This is a genomic window from Pseudomonas sp. R84 (assembly GCF_009834515.1).
GTDB lineage: Bacteria > Pseudomonadota > Gammaproteobacteria > Pseudomonadales > Pseudomonadaceae > Aquipseudomonas.
In genome coordinates this window covers 4,057,580-4,073,552 of the sequence record NZ_CP019426.1, presented here as the reverse complement: position 1 = coordinate 4,073,552, position 15,973 = coordinate 4,057,580, and the positions used below count along the sequence as shown (strand labels likewise).

At 60.4% G+C, this 15,973-nt stretch carries 15 protein-coding genes; 9 read left to right on the top strand and 6 right to left on the bottom strand.

Annotated features, from left to right (window positions below; translation table 11 throughout):
* Positions 1-22 precede the first annotated feature (22 nt).
* Positions 23-919: a LysR substrate-binding domain-containing protein gene (locus tag PspR84_RS17915; RefSeq protein ID WP_160058569.1), complete on the bottom strand. Its 897-nt coding sequence runs from the start codon at positions 917-919 to the stop codon at positions 23-25.
* Positions 920-1,032: 113 nt separating this feature from the next.
* On the opposite strand from PspR84_RS17915, the gene PspR84_RS17910 reads away from it, so the two are divergent.
* The 3 genes from PspR84_RS17910 to PspR84_RS17900 are packed head-to-tail and all read left to right on the top strand — an operon-like array spanning position 1,033 to position 3,283.
* Positions 1,033-2,055 carry an aldo/keto reductase gene (locus PspR84_RS17910; protein WP_160058568.1) on the top strand — a complete coding sequence of 341 codons (1,023 nt, stop codon included), beginning with the start codon at positions 1,033-1,035 and terminating at the stop codon, positions 2,053-2,055.
* Complete coding sequence (locus tag PspR84_RS17905; RefSeq protein ID WP_160058567.1) at positions 2,052-2,849, top strand: SDR family oxidoreductase; 798 nt, start codon at positions 2,052-2,054, stop codon at positions 2,847-2,849. Before PspR84_RS17910 ends, PspR84_RS17905 begins: the two co-directional genes overlap by 4 nt.
* 23 nt (positions 2,850-2,872) lie before the next feature.
* A complete protein-coding gene (locus tag PspR84_RS17900; RefSeq protein ID WP_160058566.1) occupies positions 2,873-3,283 on the top strand; it encodes an SRPBCC family protein in 411 nt (136 codons plus the stop codon).
* Between the two features lie 132 nt (positions 3,284-3,415).
* On the opposite strand, the gene PspR84_RS17895 is transcribed toward PspR84_RS17900, so the two are convergent.
* A complete protein-coding gene (locus PspR84_RS17895; RefSeq protein ID WP_160058565.1) occupies positions 3,416-4,810 on the bottom strand; it encodes a HAMP domain-containing sensor histidine kinase in 1,395 nt (464 codons plus the stop codon).
* Positions 4,788-5,471, bottom strand: a complete 684-nt coding sequence (locus PspR84_RS17890) for a response regulator transcription factor (protein ID WP_123594222.1) — start codon at positions 5,469-5,471, stop codon at positions 4,788-4,790. The genes PspR84_RS17895 and PspR84_RS17890 overlap by 23 nt, the downstream gene beginning before the upstream one ends.
* A 307-nt stretch (positions 5,472-5,778) precedes the next feature.
* Between PspR84_RS17890 and PspR84_RS17885 the strand changes: the two genes are divergently transcribed.
* From PspR84_RS17885 to hcnC, 5 genes are all read left to right on the top strand, one after another.
* On the top strand, positions 5,779-6,708 hold the full coding sequence (locus tag PspR84_RS17885; RefSeq protein ID WP_007914999.1) for a membrane protein: 930 nt from the start codon (positions 5,779-5,781) through the stop codon (positions 6,706-6,708).
* Positions 6,709-6,934: 226 nt separating this feature from the next.
* A complete protein-coding gene (locus tag PspR84_RS17880) occupies positions 6,935-7,474 on the top strand; it encodes a hypothetical protein (RefSeq protein WP_122598663.1) in 540 nt (179 codons plus the stop codon).
* A 241-nt stretch (positions 7,475-7,715) separates the two neighbouring features.
* The gene (gene hcnA / locus PspR84_RS17875; protein ID WP_160058564.1) at positions 7,716-8,033 is read left to right on the top strand and encodes a cyanide-forming glycine dehydrogenase subunit HcnA; all 318 of its coding nucleotides are present in this window, start codon (positions 7,716-7,718) and stop codon (positions 8,031-8,033) included.
* Positions 8,030-9,439 carry a cyanide-forming glycine dehydrogenase subunit HcnB gene (gene hcnB, locus PspR84_RS17870; protein WP_160058563.1) on the top strand — a complete coding sequence of 470 codons (1,410 nt, stop codon included), beginning with the start codon at positions 8,030-8,032 and terminating at the stop codon, positions 9,437-9,439. Before hcnA ends, hcnB begins: the two co-directional genes overlap by 4 nt.
* Positions 9,432-10,691 carry a cyanide-forming glycine dehydrogenase subunit HcnC gene (hcnC, locus tag PspR84_RS17865; RefSeq protein WP_160058562.1) on the top strand — a complete coding sequence of 420 codons (1,260 nt, stop codon included), beginning with the start codon at positions 9,432-9,434 and terminating at the stop codon, positions 10,689-10,691. Before hcnB ends, hcnC begins: the two co-directional genes overlap by 8 nt.
* Before the next feature lie 115 nt (positions 10,692-10,806).
* Here hcnC and PspR84_RS17860 read toward each other — a convergent pair whose 3' ends face one another.
* Positions 10,807-12,615 carry a monovalent cation:proton antiporter-2 (CPA2) family protein gene (locus PspR84_RS17860; RefSeq protein WP_160058561.1) on the bottom strand — a complete coding sequence of 603 codons (1,809 nt, stop codon included), beginning with the start codon at positions 12,613-12,615 and terminating at the stop codon, positions 10,807-10,809.
* A gap of 248 nt (positions 12,616-12,863) precedes the next feature.
* Here PspR84_RS17860 and PspR84_RS17855 point away from each other — a divergent pair, with 248 nt between their 5' ends.
* Positions 12,864-13,778, top strand: a complete 915-nt coding sequence (locus PspR84_RS17855) for a LysR family transcriptional regulator (protein WP_160058560.1) — start codon at positions 12,864-12,866, stop codon at positions 13,776-13,778.
* Here PspR84_RS17855 and PspR84_RS17850 read toward each other — a convergent pair.
* Together PspR84_RS17850 and PspR84_RS17845 are read right to left on the bottom strand one after the other, a co-directional pair.
* Entirely contained in the window at positions 13,768-14,538 is a 771-nt protein-coding gene (locus PspR84_RS17850) for a substrate-binding domain-containing protein (RefSeq protein WP_160058559.1), read from the bottom strand. The two genes, PspR84_RS17855 and PspR84_RS17850, sit on opposite strands and share 11 nt — an antisense overlap.
* 12 nt (positions 14,539-14,550) lie before the next feature.
* A complete protein-coding gene (locus PspR84_RS17845) occupies positions 14,551-15,843 on the bottom strand; it encodes an MFS transporter (RefSeq protein ID WP_160058558.1) in 1,293 nt (430 codons plus the stop codon).
* Between the last annotated feature and the right edge of the window lie 130 nt (positions 15,844-15,973).

Here is a 15,973-nt window from a genome sequence, read left to right as displayed (position 1 = left end):
AGCTTGCTCGCGAAGGGGCCTGTCAGTCAGCGGCTATCTCACCGTCAGTCAGAACTTTTCGGAAGGTCTCCACCAATGGCCGCAAATTGATCCGGTGCCACGCCGCCCACAATGGCGTGGTCAACGTCAGCCATGGCAGTTCACGCAACACCACACCCGGCGGTGCGTTATGGCTCAAACCTTTCTGAATCATCGCAATCCCCAACCCCGACGCCACCAGCCCCAGCGCAGTAAACGGTTCAGTCGCCTGCATGCGCACATCCGGAGTAAATCCTGCACGGATGCAGGCGCTGACAAACTGATCGTTGGCATCCTGTCGCGGCTGCACGCCGATCCATTCCTGATCGGCCAGATCCTCGGGACTCAACGCCGCTTGCTGGGCCAGCGGATGATGCTCCGGCAACGCCAAGAGCATCGGGTCATCGAGCACCTGAAAGCTCAGCAGATCCGGATCGTCATCGGTCGGCGGCTCACTCACCAAGGCGATATCGAGACTACGCTGTCGCAGGCCCTCCAGTTGCTCGGCGGAGCTGAGGTTGTACAACGCGACGTGGACGCTGGGCCGATCCACGCGCAACACGCGCAAGGCATTGGGCAGGACGCCGGCGTGCATGGCGTTTTCGATATAGCCGATGCACAAGCCGCCTTCTTCGCCACGGCCCAGACGTTTGCCGAGGGATTCCAGGCGATTGGCGTGGGTCAGCAGGGCGCGGGTTTCGGCGAGGAAGGTCTGGCCGTCGCGTGTCAGGCGAATGCGTTGCTGGCTGCGTTCGAACAGGGTCAGGCCCAATCGTTCTTCAAGCTGGGCGATCTGTCGGCTCAGCGGCGACTGGGAAATATGCAGCCGTTCGGCGGCGCGGCCGACGTGTTCTTCCTCGGCGACCACAACGAAGTAGCGCAATTGGCGGATGTCGATCATGTCAGACCTGTAGGGACTCAAGTGCTGCGCATTATGTCTTGGACGGTCTCGGTGTCGCAATCTAGGATCTGCTCAACGGTCACCCAGACCCAGAACCTATTGAGGAAAAACCCATGAGCTTAAAAGACAAACTCCCCGGCCAACTGGGCTTCGGCACCGCGCCACTGGGCAACATGTTCCGCGCCATCCCGGAAGCCGAAGCGCAAGCCACCGTGCATGCTGCGTGGGATGCCGGCGTGCGTTACTTCGATACCGCGCCGTTCTACGGTTCCGGTCTGTCGGAGATCCGCCTCGGTGAAGCGCTCAAGCAATACAAACGCGATGACTATGTGCTCAGCAGCAAGGTCGGCAGGGTGATTCTCGATGAAGTTGAAGACGCCGCCGCCCGTGATCTCGGCGAGAAGAGCGGGGTATTCGAACACGGTCGGCCGAACAAGATCGTCAACGACTACAGCGCCGACGCAACCTTGCGTTCGATCGAAGATAGCCTCAAACGCCTGCAAACCGATCGCCTCGACATCGTCTGGGTGCACGACATCGCGCAGGACTTCTATGGCGATCAATGGCTGGAATACTTCAACCAGGCCCGCACCGGCGCATTCAAAGTCCTCACCCGGTTGCGCGAAGAAGGCGTGATCAAGGGCTGGGGCCTGGGCGTAAACAAAGTCGAACCGTGCGAACTGACCCTCGACCTCAGCGAAGCGCAACCGGATGGTTTTTTGTTGGCCGGTCGCTACACGCTGCTCGACCACGAACGTCCGTTGCAACGCCTGATGGATTCGGCCCGAGCGCAGAACGTCGAAATCGTTGTCGGTGGCCCTTATAGCTCGGGAATCCTGGCCGGTGGCTCGCACTTCGAATACCAGCAGGCCAGCCCTGAGGTCATCGCCAAAGTGGAGCAGATCAAACGCATCGCCGCCGCTTACCACGTCGATATCAAAGCCGCTGCGCTACAGTTCTCGCTGGCCAATCCCGCTGTTGCGGCGGTCATTCCTGGCGCCAGCAAACCCGGCCGAATTGCTGAAGATGTCGCGGCGTTGTCGGCAATCATTCCTGCCGGTTTCTGGCAGGCGATGCGCGACGCCAAACTGGTTTCCGAACGTGCACCATTGCCAATCGATGAGGTGAAAGCATGAAGATTGATCTGAGTGGGAAACTGGCCATCGTCAGCGGCAGCACCGCCGGCATTGGTCTGGGCATCAGCCAGTCGCTGGCCGAATCCGGCGCCACGGTGGTGGTCATCGGTCGCGACACGGCCAAAGTTGAACAGGCGTTGGCGAGTATTCGCGAGAAAGTCCCGGGTGCGCAGTTGCGTGGTTTGGCTGCCGATCTGGGCACCGCGGAGGGCGCGCAGAAGCTGTTCGCCGCTGAACCGCGCGCGGACATTCTGGTGAACAACCTCGGTATCTTCGACGCCGTTGATTTCTTCGAAGCGCCGGACAGCGAGTGGACGCGTTTCTATGAGGTCAACGTGATTTCCGGCGTACGTCTGGCGCGGCATTACGTGCCGGCGATGGTTGAGCAGGGCTGGGGCCGGGTGATCTTCCTGTCCTCGGAATCCGGCGTCGCCACGCCGGCCGACATGATCAATTACGGCGTGACCAAAAGCGCCAATCTGGCGGTGTCCCACGGTCTGGCCAAACGTCTGGCTGGCACCGGGGTGACGGTCAATGCGATCCTGCCGGGGCCGACCTTCACCGATGGCCTGCAAGACATGCTCAAGGATGCCGCCGCCGAATCCGGGCGCAACCTGCGCGATGAAGCCGACGCCTTCGTGCTCAAGGCCCGTCCGACTTCGATTATCCAGCGTGTCGCGGATGTTGAAGAGGTCGCGCATCTGGTGACCTACATTGCTTCGCCGCTGTCCTCGGCCACCACTGGCGCCGCGTTGCGCGTCGATGGCGGCGTGGTCGACAGCCTGACGATCTGAATTTCCGAGAGAGACGTTTATTTATGCCTACAGCATCAGCAACCATCGATATCCCGGCCTCGGCCGATCAGGTCTGGCAATTGATCGGCGGCTTCAACACGCTGCCCGATTGGCTGCCCTTTATTCCCAACAGTGAACTGAGCGACGGTGGGCGCGTGCGCACCTTGCAAACCGCTGACGGCGCTGTGGTGGTAGAGCGTCTGCAAGCGTTCGACAACGCCGCGAAAACCTACAGCTATTCGATTGAACAGGCGCCGTTCCCGGCCACTGATTATCTGGCGACGATCAAGGTCGAAGCCCAAGGGCAGGGCGCACGGGTGACGTGGTCGGGGCGCTTCAACGCCAAAGGCGTGAGCGATGAGGAGGTGGTGGCGCTGTTCAGCGGCATCTACCAGGGTGGACTCGAAGCACTCCGAGCCAATTACCCAACCTGAAGAACACCACGATCCAATGTAGGAGTGAGCCTGCTCGCGATGGCGTCGTGTCAGTCGATATCTTTTTTGACTGACACGACGCCATCGCGAGCAGGCTCACTCCTACAGGTTGTGCATTTCAAATATAAAAGGTCAGGAATTCTCGATCAGGCTCTGCCGGCAATCGAGCACCAGTTTCGCCCCGCCCAGATCACTGCTGCCGACTTCAAGACTGAAGCCATGCAAACTGACAATCGCCGCGACAATCGACAGCCCCAAACCAAAGCCACCCTGCGGCTGCCCACCCTCGGCGCGATAGAAACGCTGGAACACCGCCTCACGCTCAGCCTCGGGAATCCCCGGTCCTGAGTCGTGCACCTCGATCCGCGTCTGTCCACCCGCGTTGACCCCACGCAACATCACCGTGCCGCCCGGCGGCGTGAACTTGATCGAGTTGCTCAGCAAATTCGCCAACGCCTCGAACAGCAATGCCCGATCACCGTTCAGCGCCGGTAATGTTTCCGGCATGTTCAAATCGAAACGCAGCTCGCCTTCCTCGGCCAGCGGCAGGTAAAACTCATGCAGTTCTTCCAGCAATTGCACCGGGTCGAGTTCGACAAAGCCTGAGCGGCGCTGGCGATCTTCCAGTTCGGAAATCCGTAGCAAACCGCGAAACCGCGCCATCAGCGTATCCGCTTCCGCCAGCACCAGATCCAGTTGCGCCGCCTCCTGCGAACCTTCGCCGGCCTGTTGCTGCATGCGATACAACTGCGCGCGCAGGCGCGTCAGCGGGGTACGCAAATCATGGGCGATGTTGTCGCAGACGCCTTTGACTTCATTCATCAAACGCTCGATGCGCTCCAGCATGGCGTTGACGATAGCGGCGAGCATATCCAGTTCGTCGCGGCGATTGGACAGCGGTAATCGATGAGTCAGATCGCCGGCGACAATCGCCTGGGCGCTGTCCTGAATCGCGCGAATTCGCCGCAACGGTCGGCGCCGCAGCAAATGCCACCCGGCAATCCCCGGCAAAATCGTCAGCGACACGCCCCAGAACAACGCATGCAAAATGATCCGCGTGACGGCGAACAGCGAGCCGTTGTCGCGCAGCAACACCAGCCAGCGACCGTCGCGGGTTTGCGTGGCGACCGCGTCGCAGCTGTCATTGGGCAGGGTCGGGTCATCGGAGTCGGCGCAGTCGGCGAGCATGTGGATCTTGCCGTCCAGCGGTAGGCCCTCGGGGATCTGCTGCAAGGCACCGCCGAGGTAAACGCCGTCGGCATCGAACAAGCCATAGGCGTCGATGCCGCGAATATCGAAAGTCATGCTGGCGGCGAGGGCGTCTTCCAGTTGCTCGCCGCGAAAGTGCGAAAACAGATGCTGACGTTGCATCAGCGAATGTTTGGCGAGGTTGTCGAGGTAGCCGGAAACCTCGTAATACATGACCCCCATGAGGATCGCGCTCCAGGCCACGAACAGCGAACTGTACAGCGCCAGCAAGCGGCTGCTGGAGGAGCGCCAGCCGTCAGACGGGTTCGGCAATGACATAACCCGAGCCCCGTACCGTGCGGATCAACGGAACGTTGCCCACCGCGTCGATCTTCTTGCGCAGACGGCCGATATGCACGTCGATGAGGTTGGTGCCCGGGTCGAAGTGATAACCCCAGACTTCCTCGAAAATCATCATCCGCGAAAGGATCTGGCCGCTGTTGCGCATCAGGAATTCGAGCAGCTTGTATTCGGTCGGCAATAGCGTCAGCACCTGTTCGGCACGGCGCGCTTCGTGGCTGATCAAGTCCAGTTCGAGGTCGGCCACCTGCAAGGTTGTCGCCTGAGTCGCGCCGCTGTTCTGCCGACGCAGCAACACTTCAACCCGTGCGGCCATTTCATCGGTGGCGAACGGTTTGGTCAGGTAGTCATCACCGCCAGCGCGCAAGCCGCGTACGCGTTCGTCAACATCGGAGAGGGCGCTGATCATCAGGATCGGTGTGGCCACGCCCATGGTGCGCAGGGTGGTGACGATGGCCAGACCATCGAGTTCGGGCAGCATGCGGTCGAGGGTGATCAGGTCGTAGTTGCCGCTCACGGCGCGGTCGAGGCCTTCGCGGCCATTGTCGACCCAGTCGACTTCCAGCCCGTGGCTGCTCAGTTCGGCGACGATTTCCCGCGCAGTCACGGCGTCGTCTTCGATGGTCAAGATACGAGTCATAGGCAGGCCTGCTGATCGGTTCAAACGGAATGGCAGCATTTTGCCAAGAAATTGCGCTGACGCTTTAAATTAACTTTCATGTTGACCTGTCACAAACGCAAATTTCGAGCGCTATTGGTATTCGAGGCCAATGCATAAAACCCGCTCTTATTCGGGCCTTGTTGCAATTTGCATGGTCCTAGGAAGTTCATTCTTTCTAACTGATTGAAACTGAAGGGTTTATTTATTTTTCGCGACTGGCACGGTCACTGCAATTCCTCTGATGACGAGTTGTAACACCATTTTTCATGCCTGGAGCAGAACAACAATGAATAGATCCCCTGATGGGTTTTATCCCGCCGTTGAAGAGTCGAGCAGCGTTTCGGGCGTGTCCTGGGGCGCGATTTTCGCCGGTGCTGCGGCTGCCGCTGCACTGTCGATGATTTTGGTTTTGCTCGGGTTCGGTTTGGGTTTCTCTGCCGTTTCACCGTGGGCCGGAGAGGGCGTAAGCGCCAAGGGCCTGGGCATTTCTACGATAGTCTGGCTGGCGGCGACGCAAATCATCGCTTCCGGCATGGGTGGCTACATCGCCGGTCGCCTGCGGGTGAAGTGGGCGAACATGCACGGTGACGAGGTGTATTTCCGCGACACCGCCCACGGCTTCCTTGCCTGGTGTGTGGCTACATTGGTTACCGCAGTGCTGGTGGTCGGCTCGGTCAGCAGCGTCATCAGTGGTGGTGTGCAGGCAGGTGCCAGTGTGGCCGGCGGTGCAGCCAGCGCGATGACCCAAGCGGCCGGCTCTGCTGCAGCGAACACCGACAGCAATCAGTACGGTTACTACATCGACAGCCTGTTCCGTGATGACCGTCCGGCCTCCGTCAGCGATGACGCAGCGCATGGTGCGGTGGCCCGTATTTTCGCGCAAAGCCTGGCCAATGGTCAGTTGAGTGCCGAAGACCGTACCTACCTGGCGCAGCTGGTCGCACAGCGGACCAACCTGACTCAGGCCGATGCCGAGCGCCGCGTCGATGAGATCTACGCGCGCACTCAGAAAGCCCTGGCCGACGCCAAGCTGAAAGCTCAACAAGCCGCCGACACCGCTGCGAAAGTCGCTGCCTGGACCTCGCTGTGGATGTTCATCTCGCTGTTGGCCGGTGCGTTCTTCGCCAGCCTCGCGGCTACTTACGGCGGTCGTCGCCGGGATGCCGTCGAGTACGTAGAAGTCGACACCTACACCACGACCACTCCAGTCCGTTAAACAAGGAGCATGACCATGCGCTCACTTCTGCTGTTTTTCCTCGGCGTACCGATCCCGATCATCATCCTGATCGCCCTGTTCGTGCACTGATTGCTCCATTGAGGCCCATGCCTCGGCCGCTTCCACCTTCGGGTGGAAGCGGCTTTTTGCTTTCTGCGGGGCCAACGGCGAGAATCGCCGCCGGAAGTGGATTGGCCGCTTTTACCTCTCTTTAAGGATGAACACGTTGGACAAGAAGGAAATCAAACGCCAGTTGGTGGAAATGCTCGAAGCCGGGCGCTCGAAAACCGAAACGTTCAAAGCGTTGTCGGGCGGTGCGGTCAAAGATCGCGTGTTGGCAGCCTGGATCGGCGGGCGTCCGGATCCGGCCCTTAGAGAAAAGCATTCACTCAAAGTCACCCTGCTGGTTGTGTTGACCTGCATTCAGGCATTGATCGGCGCAGTCTTCGGTTTCTTCCTGTTCTATGACGCCAGCGCCGGCCTGGCACTGACCATGCTGCTGATCGCAGGCGGCATTCCGCTGTTGTTTGCATGGGGTTTCTACAAGAACGTGGCGGCGGCTTACACCGTTTACGTCCTCCTCACCATCAGTCAGGTTTCACGCATGTTCAAGGGCTATGAGGAAGATCCGCTGTCGACCGTGATTGCCGTCGGCATCACCCTGGCCATTGTGTTCTACGCCGCGTGGATCAAATCCCTGCTGTTCCCGGACTTGGGTTTCATTGGCGCGAAGAAGATCAAAGGGCAGTTCGTCTTCTCCAACTGATCGTTGGACAATCCAATCGTTTTCACTGGCCTGGATCAATATTTACTGCGGCGAGATCGCCTAACGTAAATGATCCCGGCCTTTGCTGAGGTATGAACTACAGTGCTTCTCGCGCACCTCTGTTGCGCTGACGAAGTACGCGTCGACGCCCCAATCACAGCAACAACAAACGCGTCGACACGCTGTAGTGCAGCAAGGAGCTGACACCACCTCAACCGAACTTTCACGGATGAACATCGCAATGCACTGCCAAGAAAGAACTTTCGATATCCAGCCGTTGGCGCAGGCGGACATGACCGTCCACATCAACGGTCAAGCGGTCACCGCCGCCATCGGCGAAACCGTACTCAGCGTTATTCAATCACTCGGCGTACGCCAGATTGCCCGCAACGATCACGATCAGATTACCGGCGCCTATTGCGGCATGGGCGTTTGCCAGTGCTGTCTGGTGAAAATCAATGGCCGGCACAAACGCCGGGCCTGCCAGACCGTGGTGCGTGATGGCATGCAGATCGAAACCCAGGTCAACCGCATCACCGAGCAGGAGGTGATCGTATGAGCCTGCAACCGGTCATCGTCGGCGGCGGCCCGGCGGGGATGGCGGCGGCCATCGAACTGGCGCGCCACGGTGTGCGCTGCACCTTGCTCGAAGAAGCTTCGCGGCTCGGCGGCGTGGTCTATCGCGGGCCGCTGCGAGATGGCGTGCAACTGGATTATCTCGGCCCGCGCTACTCCGAAGCGCTGGGCAAACTGCACGGTGATTTTCAGGAACAGTCCGGGCTGATCGACGTGCGCCTCAACCATCGTGTGGTCGGCGCCGAAGGCACCCGCGCCTTGGTGGTGCTCGATGGCGACGAGCAACTGCACGAGATCGAGTATTCGCAGTTGCTGTTGGCTGCCGGTTGCCATGAACGCAGCGTGCCGTTTCCGGGCTGGACCTTGCCGGGGGTGATCATGCTCGGCGGTCTGCAACTGCAGATCAAAAGTGGTGTGGTCAAGCCGCAAGGGCCGGTGATCATCGCCGGCACCGGGCCGTTGCTGCCGCTGGTGGCGACACAACTGCATGCCGCAGGCGTCAGCGTCGCGGGCGTGTATGAAGCTTGCGCGTTCGGCAAAATCGCCCGCGAAAGTCTGGCGCTGCTGAACAAGCCGCAGTTGTTTCTCGACGGTTTGAGCATGCTCGCCTACCTGAAACTGCACGGCATCTCGATGAACTATGGCTGGGGCGTGGTCGAGGCCCACGGCGAGGGCGAGCTGAAAAGCGTCAGCGTCGCGCCGTACTCGGCCACTTGGGAACCGGACATGAGCCGCGTCGAGCGCTTCGAAGCCAAGACCCTGGCGGTCGGTTACGGCTTTATTCCACGCACGCAACTGAGTCAGCAGATGGGCCTGGACCACGGCTTCAGCAACGACGGTTATCTGCGCGCCAATGCGAATGTCTGGCAGCAAAGCAACGAACCGCACGTGCATTTGGCCGGTGACATGGGCGGGATTCGCGGCGGTGAAGCGGCGATGCTCGCCGGCAAGATCGCCGCGACCTCGATTCTCCTGCAACGCGGCGTGCTCGAAGAGGAATTGGCGCGGGTTCGCCGCGACCGCTACTTGAGCAAACTCAAAGCCATCGTGCGCTTTCGCGCCGCCGTCGATCGCTACACCGAACGCGGCGTCGGCCAGACCGCATTGCCCGCCGCCGACACGGTGATCTGCCGTTGCGAGCACGCCACCCGCGCCGACATCGACCTGGCGCTGGAGCAGGGCGTGCAAGACATCGCCAGCCTGAAAATGCGCACCCGCGTGAGCATGGGCGATTGCCAGGGGCGCATGTGCGTCGGCTACTGCAGCGATCGCTTGCGTCAGGCTACCGGGCGCAAGGACGTCGGTTGGCTGCGCCCGCGTTTCCCGATCGATCCGATTCCTTTTTCCGCGTTCCAGTCCGTCGGCACGGAGACCGCTGCCCATGAGTAAGTTCTATGACGTGATCATTGCCGGCGGCGGCGTGATCGGGGCGTCCTGCGCCTATCAATTGTCCAAACGCAAAAACCTCAAAGTGGCGCTGATCGATGCCAAACGCCCGGGCAACGCGACCCGAGCCTCGGCCGGTGGTTTGTGGGCGATCGGTGAGTCGGTCGGCCTCGGCTGCGGGGTGATTTTCTTCCGCATGATGTCGGCCAACCGCAAGCGCGAAACCCAAGGCGCGGCGGTGGCGGTGGACGCGAGCACGCCGCATATTCTGCCGGAGTCGTTTTTCGATTTTGCCCTGCAGTCCAACGCCCTGTACCCGGCGTTGCACCGAGAGCTGAAAGACAATCACGGCATGGATTTCAAGTTCGAAAAGACCGGGTTGAAATTTGTCATCTATGACGACGAAGACCGGCTCTACGCTGAGCACATCGTCGGCTGCATTCCGCACCTGGCCGATCAGGTGCGCTGGCTCGATCAGGCGGCGCTGCGCGAGGCTGAACCGGGCGTCAGCCATGAAGCACGCGGAGCGCTGGAGTTTCTCTGCGACCATCAGGTCAGCCCGTTCCGCCTCGCCGACGCCTACATGGAAGGCGCGCGGCAGAACGGCATCGACATCTTCGTCAACACCAACGTCACCGGTGTGTTGCACCATGGCAGCCGCGTGACCGGTGTGCAGACGGCCGAGGAGGGCGTGTTCCACTGCAAGACGCTGATCAACGCCGGCGGTGCCTGGGCGGCGGATCTGAGCGAGTGGGCGACGGGGATTCGCATCCCGGTGAAACCAGTGAAGGGCCAGATTCTGCTCACCGAGCGCATGCCGAAAATCCTCAACGGCTGCCTGACCACCAGCGACTGCTACGTGGCACAGAAAGACAACGGCGAGATACTGATCGGCAGTACCACCGAAGACAAAGGCTTCGACGTCACCACCACCTACCCGGAAATCGCCGGGCTGGTACAGGGCGCAGTGCGCTGTCTGCCGGAACTTAAAGACGTCAATCTGAAACGCACGTGGGCAGGTTTGCGTCCGGGCTCGCCGGATGAGTTGCCGATACTCGGGCCGATGCGTGGGGTGGAGGGTTATCTGAATGCCTGCGGGCACTTCCGCACCGGGATTTTGACCTCGGCGATTACTGGTGTGTTGCTGGATAAACTGGTCAACGATGAACCGCTGCCGCTGGACATCACGCCGTTTCTGGCGGATCGGTTTGCAGCAGCCCCAGTCAAGCAGGAGCGCACGCTAGAACCTGCTTGACACAGATCCCCTGTAGGAGTGAGCCTGCTCGCGATAGCAATCTGTCAGTAATGAATAAGTCGACTGACACACCGCCATCGCGAGCAGGCTCACTCCTACAGGTTTTGTGCGGGGCTCAGGATTTGCGCGATTCTTCTTCGAGTTGGTCGGATTCGAACAACCGCGCCAGTTCCGCACGGGCTTCCTGGGCGGTTTGCAGGACTTTGGCCGCGTCGTCGTAGATCGCGTGTTGTGCCTCCAGCACCTGTTCGTCGTGATGCTTGAAGCGCTTGATCCGCGCATCAGCCTGGGCCTGGGTCAGACCAAGTCCCACCAACGTACGCCGGCTCATCTCCAGACTTGAGTAATACGTCTCACGAATCGCCTCCGCGCCAACATCCACCAAGCGATGCACGTGCTGACGGTTACGGGCCCGGGCGATGATCTTCATGTGCGGATACAGCTTGCGCACCACCTCGGCGGTCTTGATGTTGGTCTCCGGATCATCCGTGGCAATCACGAAATATTCCGCCTCGCCGACCTTAGCCGCATTGAGGATTTCCGGACGCATCGGGTCGCCGTAGAACACCGGCACACCGCCAAAGCTGCGCGACAGTTCAATGGTTTCCACCGACGTGTCCAGCGCAACGAATTTGATGTTCTGCGCCCGCAGAATCCGCGCGACGATCTGGCCCATCCGGCCCATGCCAGCGATCACTACACGCGGGGTGTCAGTGTCGATCTCACGGTATTTTTCCGGCACTTCCACCGGCTGCACTTTTGGACTGACCAGCCGCGCACAGATCAACAGCAACAACGGCGTCACCGCCATCGACAGGGTGATGGTCAGCACCAGCAGGTCATACAGACGCGGCTCAAACAGGCCCTGATCACGACCGATCTTGAACACCACAAAAGCGAACTCACCACCGGCCGCCAATACGATACCGAGGCGGATCGCACTGACCTTGTTCAAGCCACCGGCCAGACGCCCGACGACGAACAGCAGCGGCAATTTCAACCCGATCAACAGCAGCGTCAGCCCCAGCACGGTGATCGGCGCACTCAGCAGCAAACTGAGGTTGGCGCCCATGCCGACGCTGATGAAAAACAGCCCGAGCAGCAGACCTTTGAACGGTTCGATCTGCGCTTCCAGTTCATGGCGATATTCCGAATCCGCCAACAGCAGACCGGCAAGAAACGCCCCCAGTGCCATCGACACACCGACCAGATCCATCAACCACGCCGTGCCAATTACCACCAGCAACGCCGTAGCCGTCGACACTTCCGGCAAACCGGTTTTCGCCACTACGCGGAACACTGGCCGCAACAGATATCGCCCACCGACCACGACCACGGCGATACCGCCGAGCACTTGCAACGCATGGTTCAGGCTTTCCGCGTTACTGGTGTCGTGAGCACCACCCGCCAGCATCGGCACCAGTGCGATCAACGGGATCGCGGCGATGTCCTGAAACAGCAGAATCGCGAACGCCAGTCGCCCATGGGGGCTGGTTAGTTCTTTGCGCTCGGCCAGACTTTGCAGACCGAATGCCGTCGAGGACAGTGCCAGACCAAGACCCAGCACAATCGCGCTGTTCAGTGGTTGACCAAACACCGACAGCGCCAGCACGCCGATCACTGAAGCGGTCAGCAGCACCTGCGCCAGACCGACGCCGAACACCGATTTACGCATCACCCACAAGCGTCGCGGCGACAGCTCAAGCCCAATGATGAACAGCAGCAACACCACACCCAACTCGGAAATGTGCGCCACGCTCTGCGGGTTGCCGATCAGTCCCAAAACCGAAGGGCCGATAATCACCCCGGCAAACAGATAACCGAGCACGGCGCCCAGTTGCAGACGTTTGGCCAAAGGCACGGTGAGCACGGCCGCGAACAGAAACACGACGGCGGCTTGCAACAGATTGCCTTCATGGGGCATGGGGGGACTCCTGACAACGGTACGGCGGGGGTGACAAGGATAAGGGCTGAATCGATTCAAGATCCACAGAAGATCCCTGTAGGAGTGAGCCTGCTCGCGATAGCGGTGTGTCAGCCACACATGAGTCGACTGATCCACCGCTATCGCGAGCAGGCTCACTCCTACAGGGGATCTTCATCATTTCTGTAATATCTGGCATCAATTGGTTACATTTATAGCCTAAGCAAATCAATCCCCCGAGTCCCGCCATGGCCATCAACTTCGACCTCAACGATCTGCAAGCCTTCCGCGCCGTGGTCGAGCAGGGCAGTTTCCGCAAGGCCGCCGACACCGTGCGTCTTTCGCAACCGGCGTTGAGCCGGCGCATCGAAAAGCTCGAAGACGCCCTCGGCGTCAAACTCTTCGAACGCACCACACGCAAGGTCAGTCTGACTCAGGCCGGACGCGGCTTCATGCCCAGTGTCGAGCGTTTGCTCGATGATCTGGATGTCGCGTTGCTGGGCATCAGCGAAGTCGCTTCGACGCGCCTGGGCCATGTCACCGTCGCCTGTGTGCCCTCGGCGGCCTACTACTTCATGCCCCGCGTGGTCGCGCGCTATCACCAGCAATTCCCACGGATCAAAGTCAAAGTGCTCGACTCCAGCGCGCACGATGTGTTGAGTGCGGTGGTCAATGGCGAGGCGGATTTCGGCTTGAGTTTTCTCGGCACGCAGGATGCCAAAGTCGAGTTCGAACCGCTTGTGCAGGAGTGCTACGTCGTCGCCTGTCGCCGCGATCATCCGTTGGCCGAACGCAGCAGTGTGAGCTGGGATGAGTTCTATCAGCAGGATTACATCTCGCTCGACAAGACCTCCGGCAACCGCTTTTTGCTCGATCAAGCGTTGAGCACGGTGGTGCCGCAGCGTTCGAGCATCTGCGAAACCCGGCATGTGACGACGATGATCGGTCTGGTGGAGGCGGGGTTGGGCGTGGCGGCGGTGCCGCTGATGGCGATGCCTGGGCCGGATCATCCGATCCTGACGCGGGTGCCGCTAACCGACCCGCAAGTGATGCGCAGTGTCGGCATCATCAAGCGCCGGGGTCGTACGCTGACCCCGGCGGCACTGGAACTGGAGCGGCTGGTGGTGGAAATGAAAGTCCAGCCGCCAACGATCAGCGCTTGACCGAATCCAGGCCGGTGGCCTGCACGTCAGCTTGCGCGGCCGGCGCGGCGAGGTAGGCGAGCAAGGCTTTCGCCTCTTCTGGATGCTGCGCGCCGACCGGAATCCCGGCGGCAAAACGCGTCACCGACTGTACCGATTCCGGAATCTTCGCGACGAAACTCACCCCTGGCACCGGCAGCAATTCGCTGACCTGCTGGAAGCCCAATTGATAGTCGCCATTGGCAACCACCGAGCCGACCGGAATTTTCGGGATCATTTTTGCCTTCGGCTTCAGCTGATCTTCGATGCCCAGTTTCTTGAACAACTGCTGCTCGATGTACACGCCGCTGGCGCTGTCGGAGTAGGCCACCGACTGTGCGTCGAGCAGGGTTTTCTTCAGGCCGTCGACGCTGCTGATGTCCGGTTTCGGCGCGCCTTCGCGCACCACCAGGCCGATCCGCGAATCGGCCAGCTCAACGCGCGAGGCCGGGTCGACTTTGCCTTGCTTGATCAGGTCATCGAGGGCATAGCCGACCATGATCACCACGTCGGCGTGTTCACCGCGCGCGAGGCGATTGGGGATCGCCTCGGGTGCTTTGCCCATCGACGGACCGAGGCTGGTGGTCAGTGTGTTGCCGGAGGCGGAGGCGAATTTCGGGCCGAGGATTTTGTAGGCGGCGGTGAAGCCGCCGGAAGTCATCACGCTCAATTCTTCGGCCTGGGCCGCGAGGTTGAACGCGAGACCGGCGAGCAGGGCGGTGACAGTAAACAGTTTTTTCATGGCGAGTTTTCCTCAGGCCGCGACAGGTTGCAGACGACCACCGGCACGGCGGTACAGATAAAGAGTGGCGCACAAAGCGCAGAGCGCGCCGATGCTCATCCAGTAACCCGGTGCGGCTTTGTCGCCGGTGTACTGAATCAGGAAGGTCGACATCGCCGGAGTGAAACCACCGAAAATGGCGGTGGCCAGGCTGTAGGCGAGGGAGAAACCGGCAACGCGAACCTCGACCGGCATGATCTCGGTGAGCGCCGGAATCATCGCGCCGTTGTACAAGCCGTAGATAAACGACAGCCACAACAGCGACAGCAACATGTGGCTGAAACTCGGCGACTGCACCAGATACGACAGCGCCGGGTAGGTGGTAGCCAGAGCCAGCAGCGACATGGCGATCAGCACCGGACGACGGCCGATACGGTCGGACAACAGGCCGCCAATCGGCAGCCAGAAGAAGTTCGACACACCGACCAGCAGCGTCACCAACAGCGCATCGGAGGTGCTCAGGTGCAGCACGGTTTTGCCGAAGGTCGGCGCGTACACGGTGATCAGGTAAAACGCGGTGGTGGTCAGCGCGACCATCAACATGCCGCCGAGTACCACGCCCCAGTTCTGGCCGAGGGTGCGGAACACTTCGCCCATGCTCGGGCGGTGTTTGCGTGCGGCGAATTCTTCGGTTTCCTCCAGGTTACGGCGCAGGAAAAAGATGAACGGCACGATCATGCAGCCGACGAAAAACGGAATCCGCCAGCCCCAATCGGCCACCACCTCCGGCGCCATCCACGCGTTCAGCGCATAGCCCAAAGCAGCGGCGACAATGATCGCCACCTGCTGACTGGCCGACTGCCAAGCGGTGAAGAAACCTTTGCGACCCGGCGTGGCGATCTCAGCGAGATACACCGACACACCGCCCAATTCCGCCCCGGCCGAGAAGCCTTGCAGCAAGCGCCCGATCAACACCAACGCCGGTGCAAACAGGCCGATGCTTTCGTATCCGGGCACCAGCACAATCAGGATCGTGCCGCTGGCCATGATCGACAGCGTGACGATCAAACCTTTGCGCCGGCCGACATCATCGATGTACGCACCGAGCACGATGGCGCCCAGCGGACGCATCAAAAAGCCTGCGCCGAATACGGCAAAGGTCATCATCAGAGAAGCGAATTCACTGCTCGCCGGGAAAAACACTGCCGCGATCTGCGTGGCGTAGAAGCCGAACAGAAAGAAATCGAACTGTTCGAGGAAGTTGCCCGAGGTCACCCGGAAAATGGCACCGGCCCGCGAGCCGTTGTGAGGGATTGAGGCTGTCATAGAAAAGTACTCCACCGCTTTTATGACGTGCGCGACGGGAGGGCGGCGCACGGTTTTTATTGAGGCGGATGGTGGCGCAGGTGTAACGAGATGTTAATTGCATTATTGGCATGGATTGATGTGCAAAGTG

Coding starts and splice junctions, on each gene's coding strand:
- hcnA (WP_160058564.1), top strand. CDS start 7,716: ATGCACTGCCAAGAAAGAACTTTCGATATCCAGCCGTTGGCGCAGGCG.
- PspR84_RS17845 (WP_160058558.1), bottom strand. CDS start 15,843: ATGACAGCCTCAATCCCTCACAACGGCTCGCGGGCCGGTGCCATTTTC.
- hcnB (WP_160058563.1), top strand. CDS start 8,030: ATGAGCCTGCAACCGGTCATCGTCGGCGGCGGCCCGGCGGGGATGGCG.
- PspR84_RS17890 (WP_123594222.1), bottom strand. CDS start 5,471: ATGACTCGTATCTTGACCATCGAAGACGACGCCGTGACTGCGCGGGAA.
- PspR84_RS17895 (WP_160058565.1), bottom strand. CDS start 4,810: ATGTCATTGCCGAACCCGTCTGACGGCTGGCGCTCCTCCAGCAGCCGC.
- PspR84_RS17855 (WP_160058560.1), top strand. CDS start 12,864: ATGGCCATCAACTTCGACCTCAACGATCTGCAAGCCTTCCGCGCCGTG.
- hcnC (WP_160058562.1), top strand. CDS start 9,432: ATGAGTAAGTTCTATGACGTGATCATTGCCGGCGGCGGCGTGATCGGG.
- PspR84_RS17860 (WP_160058561.1), bottom strand. CDS start 12,615: ATGCCCCATGAAGGCAATCTGTTGCAAGCCGCCGTCGTGTTTCTGTTC.
- PspR84_RS17910 (WP_160058568.1), top strand. CDS start 1,033: ATGAGCTTAAAAGACAAACTCCCCGGCCAACTGGGCTTCGGCACCGCG.
- PspR84_RS17905 (WP_160058567.1), top strand. CDS start 2,052: ATGAAGATTGATCTGAGTGGGAAACTGGCCATCGTCAGCGGCAGCACC.
- PspR84_RS17885 (WP_007914999.1), top strand. CDS start 5,779: ATGAATAGATCCCCTGATGGGTTTTATCCCGCCGTTGAAGAGTCGAGC.
- PspR84_RS17915 (WP_160058569.1), bottom strand. CDS start 919: ATGATCGACATCCGCCAATTGCGCTACTTCGTTGTGGTCGCCGAGGAA.
- PspR84_RS17850 (WP_160058559.1), bottom strand. CDS start 14,538: ATGAAAAAACTGTTTACTGTCACCGCCCTGCTCGCCGGTCTCGCGTTC.
- PspR84_RS17900 (WP_160058566.1), top strand. CDS start 2,873: ATGCCTACAGCATCAGCAACCATCGATATCCCGGCCTCGGCCGATCAG.